Origin of the sequence: Caballeronia sp. (genome assembly GCF_049581465.1) — a bacterium.
Classification (GTDB): domain Bacteria; phylum Pseudomonadota; class Gammaproteobacteria; order Burkholderiales; family Burkholderiaceae; genus Caballeronia.
Genome location: NZ_JBAUSA010000223.1, coordinates 1 through 6,405 on the forward strand (window position 1 = coordinate 1; position 6,405 = coordinate 6,405).

7 protein-coding genes are annotated in these 6,405 nt (G+C 61.0%); 6 read left to right on the forward strand and 1 reads right to left on the reverse strand.

The features are described 5' to 3' along the window. From WCA53_RS05450 to WCA53_RS05470, 5 genes are all read left to right on the forward strand, one after another. The coding region (locus WCA53_RS05450; protein ID WP_423906574.1) for a sensor histidine kinase at positions 1–477 on the forward strand (477 nt) is incomplete at its 5' end. Positions 478–530: 53 nt separating this feature from the next. After that, positions 531–2,048, forward strand: coding sequence for a DegQ family serine endoprotease (locus WCA53_RS05455; protein ID WP_423906580.1), 1,518 nt, complete (start codon positions 531–533; stop codon positions 2,046–2,048). Positions 2,049–2,267: 219 nt separating this feature from the next. Next, positions 2,268–2,783, forward strand: a complete 516-nt coding sequence (locus tag WCA53_RS05460) for a carboxypeptidase regulatory-like domain-containing protein (protein WP_423906583.1) — start codon at positions 2,268–2,270, stop codon at positions 2,781–2,783. Between the two features lie 169 nt (positions 2,784–2,952). Then, a complete protein-coding gene (locus WCA53_RS05465) occupies positions 2,953–3,318 on the forward strand; it encodes a DUF427 domain-containing protein (protein ID WP_423906586.1) in 366 nt (121 codons plus the stop codon). A 38-nt stretch (positions 3,319–3,356) separates the two neighbouring features. Beyond that, the gene (locus WCA53_RS05470) at positions 3,357–4,127 is read left to right on the forward strand and encodes a CoxG family protein (protein ID WP_423906589.1); all 771 of its coding nucleotides are present in this window, start codon (positions 3,357–3,359) and stop codon (positions 4,125–4,127) included. A 64-nt stretch (positions 4,128–4,191) separates the two neighbouring features. Here the strand turns inward: WCA53_RS05470 and WCA53_RS05475 are convergent, their stop codons facing one another. Then, positions 4,192–4,830, reverse strand: a complete 639-nt coding sequence (locus WCA53_RS05475; protein WP_423906592.1) for a TetR family transcriptional regulator — start codon at positions 4,828–4,830, stop codon at positions 4,192–4,194. A gap of 457 nt (positions 4,831–5,287) precedes the next feature. Between WCA53_RS05475 and WCA53_RS05480 the strand changes: the two genes are divergently transcribed. Beyond that, the coding region (locus tag WCA53_RS05480; protein WP_423906594.1) for an efflux RND transporter periplasmic adaptor subunit at positions 5,288–6,405 on the forward strand (1,118 nt) is incomplete at its 3' end.

Sequence of the window (6,405 nt, forward strand, 5' to 3'; positions counted from 1 at the left end):
AAGGAGCCGGTCGATTTGCACGCGCTGCTCGACGAGTGCGTGGGTGCCTACGTCCTGGTCGCGCAGCAACGTGGCGTGGATCTTGGCATCGAGACGAACGAAGCGGCGACCATCCGGGGCGACGGCAACGCGTTGCGCGTGATGTTCAACAATCTCATCGACAACGCGACGAAGTACACGCCGGCAGGCGGCCGCGTCGACGTGTGCCTGCGCATGAACGAAGGCCGGCCGCTGGTCGAAATCGCCGACAGCGGTCCCGGCATTCCCGCCGATGAACGCGAACGCGTGTTCGACCGCTTTTATCGCATGGGAGCGGGCGCAAATCGCCCGTTTACCGACGTAGTGGGAAGCGGCCTGGGTCTTGCGATCGTGCGTCGGATCGCCGTGCAGCACAATGCAACGGTGTCGCTCGACGAGTCGCGCAACGGTGGTTTGCTTGTGTCGATTGGGTTCAATGCGGGTTTAAGTGCCTCTTAAGCGGCACCTCGTACGCTTCGTTACATCCTGAAGCGCGTCCCTGAGGAGCACACATGAGAGCAAAGATCGTCACCCGCAGCGCCATTGCGGTCGCTGTTGCCGTTGCCTTGTCCGCGGGATACGTGGCTGGCAGCAGGAATGTCCCGGCGCCGCAGGTTATCCCTCCCGCGCAAGCCGCGATGATGCCTGCGGAAGCCGCCGCCAAGACGGGTATTCCCGACTTCTCCGGCCTGGTCGAAACCTACGGCCCGGCGGTCGTCAATATCAGCGCGAAGCACGTCGGGAAGGTGGCGTCGCGCCGTGGCGGCATGAACGGCAACGCTACCAACCCGCAATTGCCGATCGATCCGAACGACCCGTTCTACGAGTTCTTCAAGCACTTCTACGGCGGCGCTCCGGGCATGGGCGGCAATGGTCCCGACGCGTCGGACAGTCCCAGCGAGAGCCTGGGCTCGGGCTTTATCGTCAGTAGCGACGGCTACATCCTGACCAACGCACATGTAGTCGATGGCGCGGACGTAGTGACGGTCAAGACCACCGATAAACGCGAATACCGCGCGAAAGTGGTGGGTGCGGACAAGCAATCGGACGTGGCCGTGCTGAAGATCGACGCGAAGAATCTGCCCGTCGTGAAAATTGGCGATCCGAACGGCAGCAAGGTTGGGCAATGGGTGGTCGCGATCGGTTCGCCGTATGGCTTCGACAACACGGTGACGTCCGGCATCATCAGCGCGAAATCGCGCGCGCTGCCCAACGAGAACTACACGCCGTTCATCCAGACCGACGTGCCGGTGAATCCGGGCAACTCGGGTGGTCCGCTCTTCAATTTGCAGGGCGAAGTCATCGGCATCAACTCGATGATCTATTCGCAGACGGGCGGCTTCCAGGGTCTTTCGTTCGCCATCCCGATCAATGAGGCGATGAAGGTCAAGGACGCGCTGGTCAAGACCGGGCACGTCGATCGCGGCCGGCTGGGCGTGACGGTGCAGGGTATGAATCAGACGCTCGCCAAGTCGTTCGGTCTGCAGAGCCCGAACGGCGCGCTGGAAAGTTCGGTAGAGGCAGGCGGTCCGGCGGCGAAGGCCGGGCTCGAACCCGGCGACGTGATCCTCTCGCTCAACGGTGAGCTCGTCCCCGACTCGAACGCGTTGCCGGCGCAAGTTGCCGGTCTCGCGCCGGGCACGACGGCCAAGGTGCAGGTGTGGCGCGACAAGGCTACGAAGGACTTGAGCGTGACGGTCGGCTCGTTGACCGACGCCAAGACCGCGAGCGCGGGGCCGGACAAGAGCGAATCGGCTTCGCAGGATGCGCGGCTGGGCGTCTCGGTGAGACCGCTTACGCCGGACGAGAAGCAAAGCGCATCGCTTTCTCGCGGTTTGCTCGTGCAACAGGCGGGCGGACCGGCTGAAAGCGCGGGCATCCAGGCCGGCGACGTGATCCTGGCCGTCAACGGCCAGCCGGTCACGACAGTCGAGCAACTGAAGACCATGGTCGCTCATGCCGGCGACAGCATCGCGTTGCTGATCCAGCGTGACGATTCTCAAATCTTCGTGCCGGTGGATCTGGGTTGAGGCTGACCATACGGTGACCCGTGGCGTCATGTTGGCGGCAGCGGATTTCTGGAAACGTTTCAAGTAAAGCAGGATGCGGGCATGGAGTGTGCTGCTGTCTCTCAGATGCCCGGTCCCGATCTTGACGGCTGCGGAGTTATCCGTGTGCGAGTTGAAATGGACCGCTACAAACCGCCGATACGGGCGCCGGAAGTCCCCATAAAAAGGAGCAAATACGAGATGACCAGGACGACTGAAACAGCGAATGCGCGCGTCAAGACCAACGCCTTCAAAAGAGCATCGATTGCGGCCCTCGCCGCCGTCATGGCTTTGGGCGTGGCAGGAACCGCGCTGGCACAGGCTTCGAGCGCCGACACTAACGACATGAGCAGTGCCGGCAACACCAACGGCGGCGGCTTGCCGCAGATCCAGACGCAGGGTTCGGTGTCTTACACATCGGGCGGTGTGGGCCTCGACGAATCGCACGCTTTGATTCGAGAAGAGGCTCATTGGCCGCTCTCGTTACGGTTCACGGGTCCGACCTCCGACTATCTCGCCGACGTCCACGTGCGCATTACCGATTCGAAGAACGCTGAAGTGCTCAAAGCCGACGCCATGGGTCCGTACATGCTGGTGAAATTGCCCGCAGGCCAGTACACCGTGTACGCGAGGTACAAGGATTCGGAGAAGAAGCAGGCGGTGAGCATTGCCGGCAACGGCCATGCGAAAGCCGCGTTTCATTGGACCATTCAATAAAACGTAGCTAGTAGAATTGATTGTGCGCCAACGCGCAACAGCATCGATGGCGCTTGACCAAGTGCCGGAAACTTGTCTCATAATGCAAGCCACGGGTTCTGAAAAGTCCGTGGCTTTTTTTAAGTCGTTGCTGAAGTCGCCGCTTCATAGAGGTTGAATCGGGGAGCGCATGATGAATACCGGCACGCATCACATCGAAATTTCGTCGAACACGCGGCGTCATCGCGTGATTCATCAAGGCGTGACTTTTGCCGATACCCACGCAGCCCTGATCCTCACCGAGACGGGACACGATCCGGTGCGTTATTTCCCCCGCGCCGACGTGAACATGGCCCGCCTCGCCAAATCCACGCACACCTCGCATTGCCCATTCAAGGGCGACGCCACGTATTACCACCTGCTCACCGAAGACGGCCCGGTCGAAAACGCAGTGTGGTGTTATGAAGACCCATTTAAAAACGTTGCGCAGATCAAGGGCTATCTGGCGTTCTATCCGTCGCGGGTAGATCGCATCGACGAAACGTCGGGGACGTGAACCAGACGGTTTGCGGGCGTGCGTTCAGGGGAGGTTCGATGGAAGTCACCGATGCGTTGCGCGTTCCACTCGAACGCAGCCAGGTGCGTGAGGCACTGGGCGACTTGACCCTGGTGCGGGCGAGCCTCGACAACTGCGAAGCCTTGCTGCGACTGCCAAGCGGCGAATACGCGCTGACGCTGACTGTGCCGCTGGGCGCGCTTCGCGCCCGCTATGAAATCCGCGCGCATACGGCGGGTGCGGCGCGGTTGCTGCGCCAGGATGCCGATGGCCCTGATGCCGACGCCCAAACCCTCAGCTTCAAGGCGTTAGCCGAGGGCGTGGGATCGTTGCGTGGACAGATCGCGGTCGTGCTTGTGCCGGACGCGAAGGGCGCATCGACGTGGATTGAGTACACCTTGTGGGCAACACTCGCCGGGCCGCTGGCAGGATTGCCGGCGCGTCAGATCGAAAATGCACTGCGCGAAGTGGCCGATGACTTTTTCGCGGAGTTTTGCGAAGTCGTGCGTGCGAAGCACGGTCAGCCGTCCGCTTTTGCCGATAATCCGCTGGTGTCCCGCCGGCGAGTCTTTTTGCGGCCGATCGCAATGTCGGCCGCGTTCACCCGTCATACGGGCGCGGACCTGCACAAAACGCGCCACTCTGCCGTGGATGTGGTCGGCGGTGTCTTACGGCATCGGCTACCCGGCCATGCTTCGCACAATCATCAGGATTCCCATTCGCATAGCCTGCCGCCTTGGGCGTGGGCCACAATGATCGCTTGTGTCGCACTCATCCTGTTTCTCGCCCAGCGCTACGGCTTGCAGTAGGGATGGGCGCGGTTCTTCTTGCGGCGAGAGCGGAGTCTTCCTGCTTGCCTTAGCGGTTGGCCTATCACCCCTGACGCAAGACCGAGGGGCTATATCTCAGCACATCGAAAAATGAATCGATGATTCTTTCGGCATCTTTCTCCAAATCGATACTCTCCGGCGACATCAGCGAGTCATAGAGAACACCGGTGAACAGCGCATGCAGGATGGTCGTGGCGTGCCGCGTGTCAAGCAAGGCGGGCAACTGGCCCTTAGCAACGGCATTGCATAACCCGCGCTCGATCTTCTCAATGCCTTCGCGCATGTTCGTCTGATGACGCACGCGCACAGGGCCCATGTCTTCCACAAATTCGCATTTGAGAAAAAGAATGTCGAACACGCGGCGCCGCCGCTCGTCCAGTGCGATATTGCGCATGCACCAGATGAAAATGTCGCGCATCCTGCCAAGCGGGTCCGGCTCTCGGACTTCCTGCGATGCCGCGACTAACTCATCAAGCGGTAACAGGCTTCGGTCGAACATCGCGGTGAACAGATCGCCCTTGTTGGCGAAGTGCCAATAAATTGCGCCACGCGTGACGCCCGCTTCCTGCGCAATATCGGCAAGCGTGGTGCGCGACACTCCTTTCTCGAAAAAGATCCGCTCGGCGGCATCGAGAATGCTGTTGCGCGTCTCCGCCGCCTCTTCCTTGGTTCGCCTCACCATAGTTGTTTCCGTCCTGATTGCTGCTCGCCGATACAGCGTTGTATTCGTATGCCCATTTATGATGCGGCACGGTTTCGCTGAAGGTTTGTTTAGCCGGCAACCAATACCCGAGATAATTTCTCTCGTGCATCTCGGTATTGTAAACGAACGTCTCTTATACATGCATTCGTGGATGTATATACAATACCCTCCGTCGATCGATAGCCCAAGTAGCTTTGACCGGTTAATATCCGAGCCAGTTTTTCAGCCCCCCCGCCCGTCCGCTCGACCCTCGTGGTCCTCAGAGAGCGGTAGTCGCATGACGTCGACGAATCTCGGCGCGGGTACGAACGATGGTCGGAGCACCGGTTTCTTGCACCCGCCAGCTATTGGTCAGCGTCTAAGACGCTCGTCGCGGCTCGCCGATCAAGGCAGCCGCGCATTTATTTCAATCTCAGTCTTTGACAGAGGTCGCTCCATGCGCGTCGAACGGGTTTCATTCCGCTTAATCAGTGCCGCGACGGTTGCCGTGATTCTTGCAGCTTGCGGACAAAAACCATCAGCACCACCGCCACAAACGCCCGAAGTCGGTGTCGTCACCGTCCAGCCCACCACCGTTTCCGTCACGACCGAACTGCCCGGCCGTACGAGTGCGTTCCTCGTTGCGCAAGTGCGCGCGCGGGTCGACGGCATCGTGTTGCGGCGTGAATTCGTCGAGGGCGCGGACGTGAAGGCCGGTCAGCGGCTGTACAAGATCGACCCGGCGCCGTATATCGCGGCGTTGAATACCGCGAAAGCAGCGGAAGCAAAGGCGCAGGCGAACGTCGCCACGCAGAACGCATTGGTAGCGCGCTACAAGGTGCTGGTTGCGGCCAACGCGGTCAGCAGGCAGGACTACGACAACGCGGTGGCAAGCCAGGGACAGGCTGCGGCTGACGTCGCGTCGGGCAGGGCAGCCGTCGATACCGCCCAGATCAACCTGGGATACACCGACGTGGTTTCGCCGATCACGGGGCGTATTGGCCTGTCGCAAGTCACGCCAGGCGCATACGTGCAGGCAAGTGCTGCCACGCTCCTGTCGACCGTGCAGCAACTCGACCCGGTCTATGTCGACCTGACGCAGTCGAGTGTCGACGGCCTCAAGCTGCGCCGCGATCTTCAGGAAGGGCGCCTGCAAACCAGCGGCGCCAATGCCGCCAAGGTCACGCTGACCCTGGAAGACGGCCGGCCCTATTCAGAACCCGGCAAGCTGCAGTTCTCCGACGTGAGCGTCGACCCGGGTACGGGTTCCGTCACTGTCCGCGCGATTTTCCCGAACAAGGACCGTGTGCTGTTGCCGGGCATGTTCGTGCGTGCGCGCATCGACGAAGGAACCAACAACAACGCGCTCGTGGTGCCGCAAATCGGTGTGACGCATGACCAGAAGGGGCAGCCCGTCGCGTTGGTGGTCGGCCCGGACAACAAGGTAGCGCAAGTTCAACTCGTGACGTCAGGAACGAACGGCAGCAACTGGGTGGTGGAAAGCGGGCTGAAGGCGGGCGATCGCGTGATCGTGCATGGCACGGAGAAGGTGAAGCCGGGCATGACCGTCAAGGC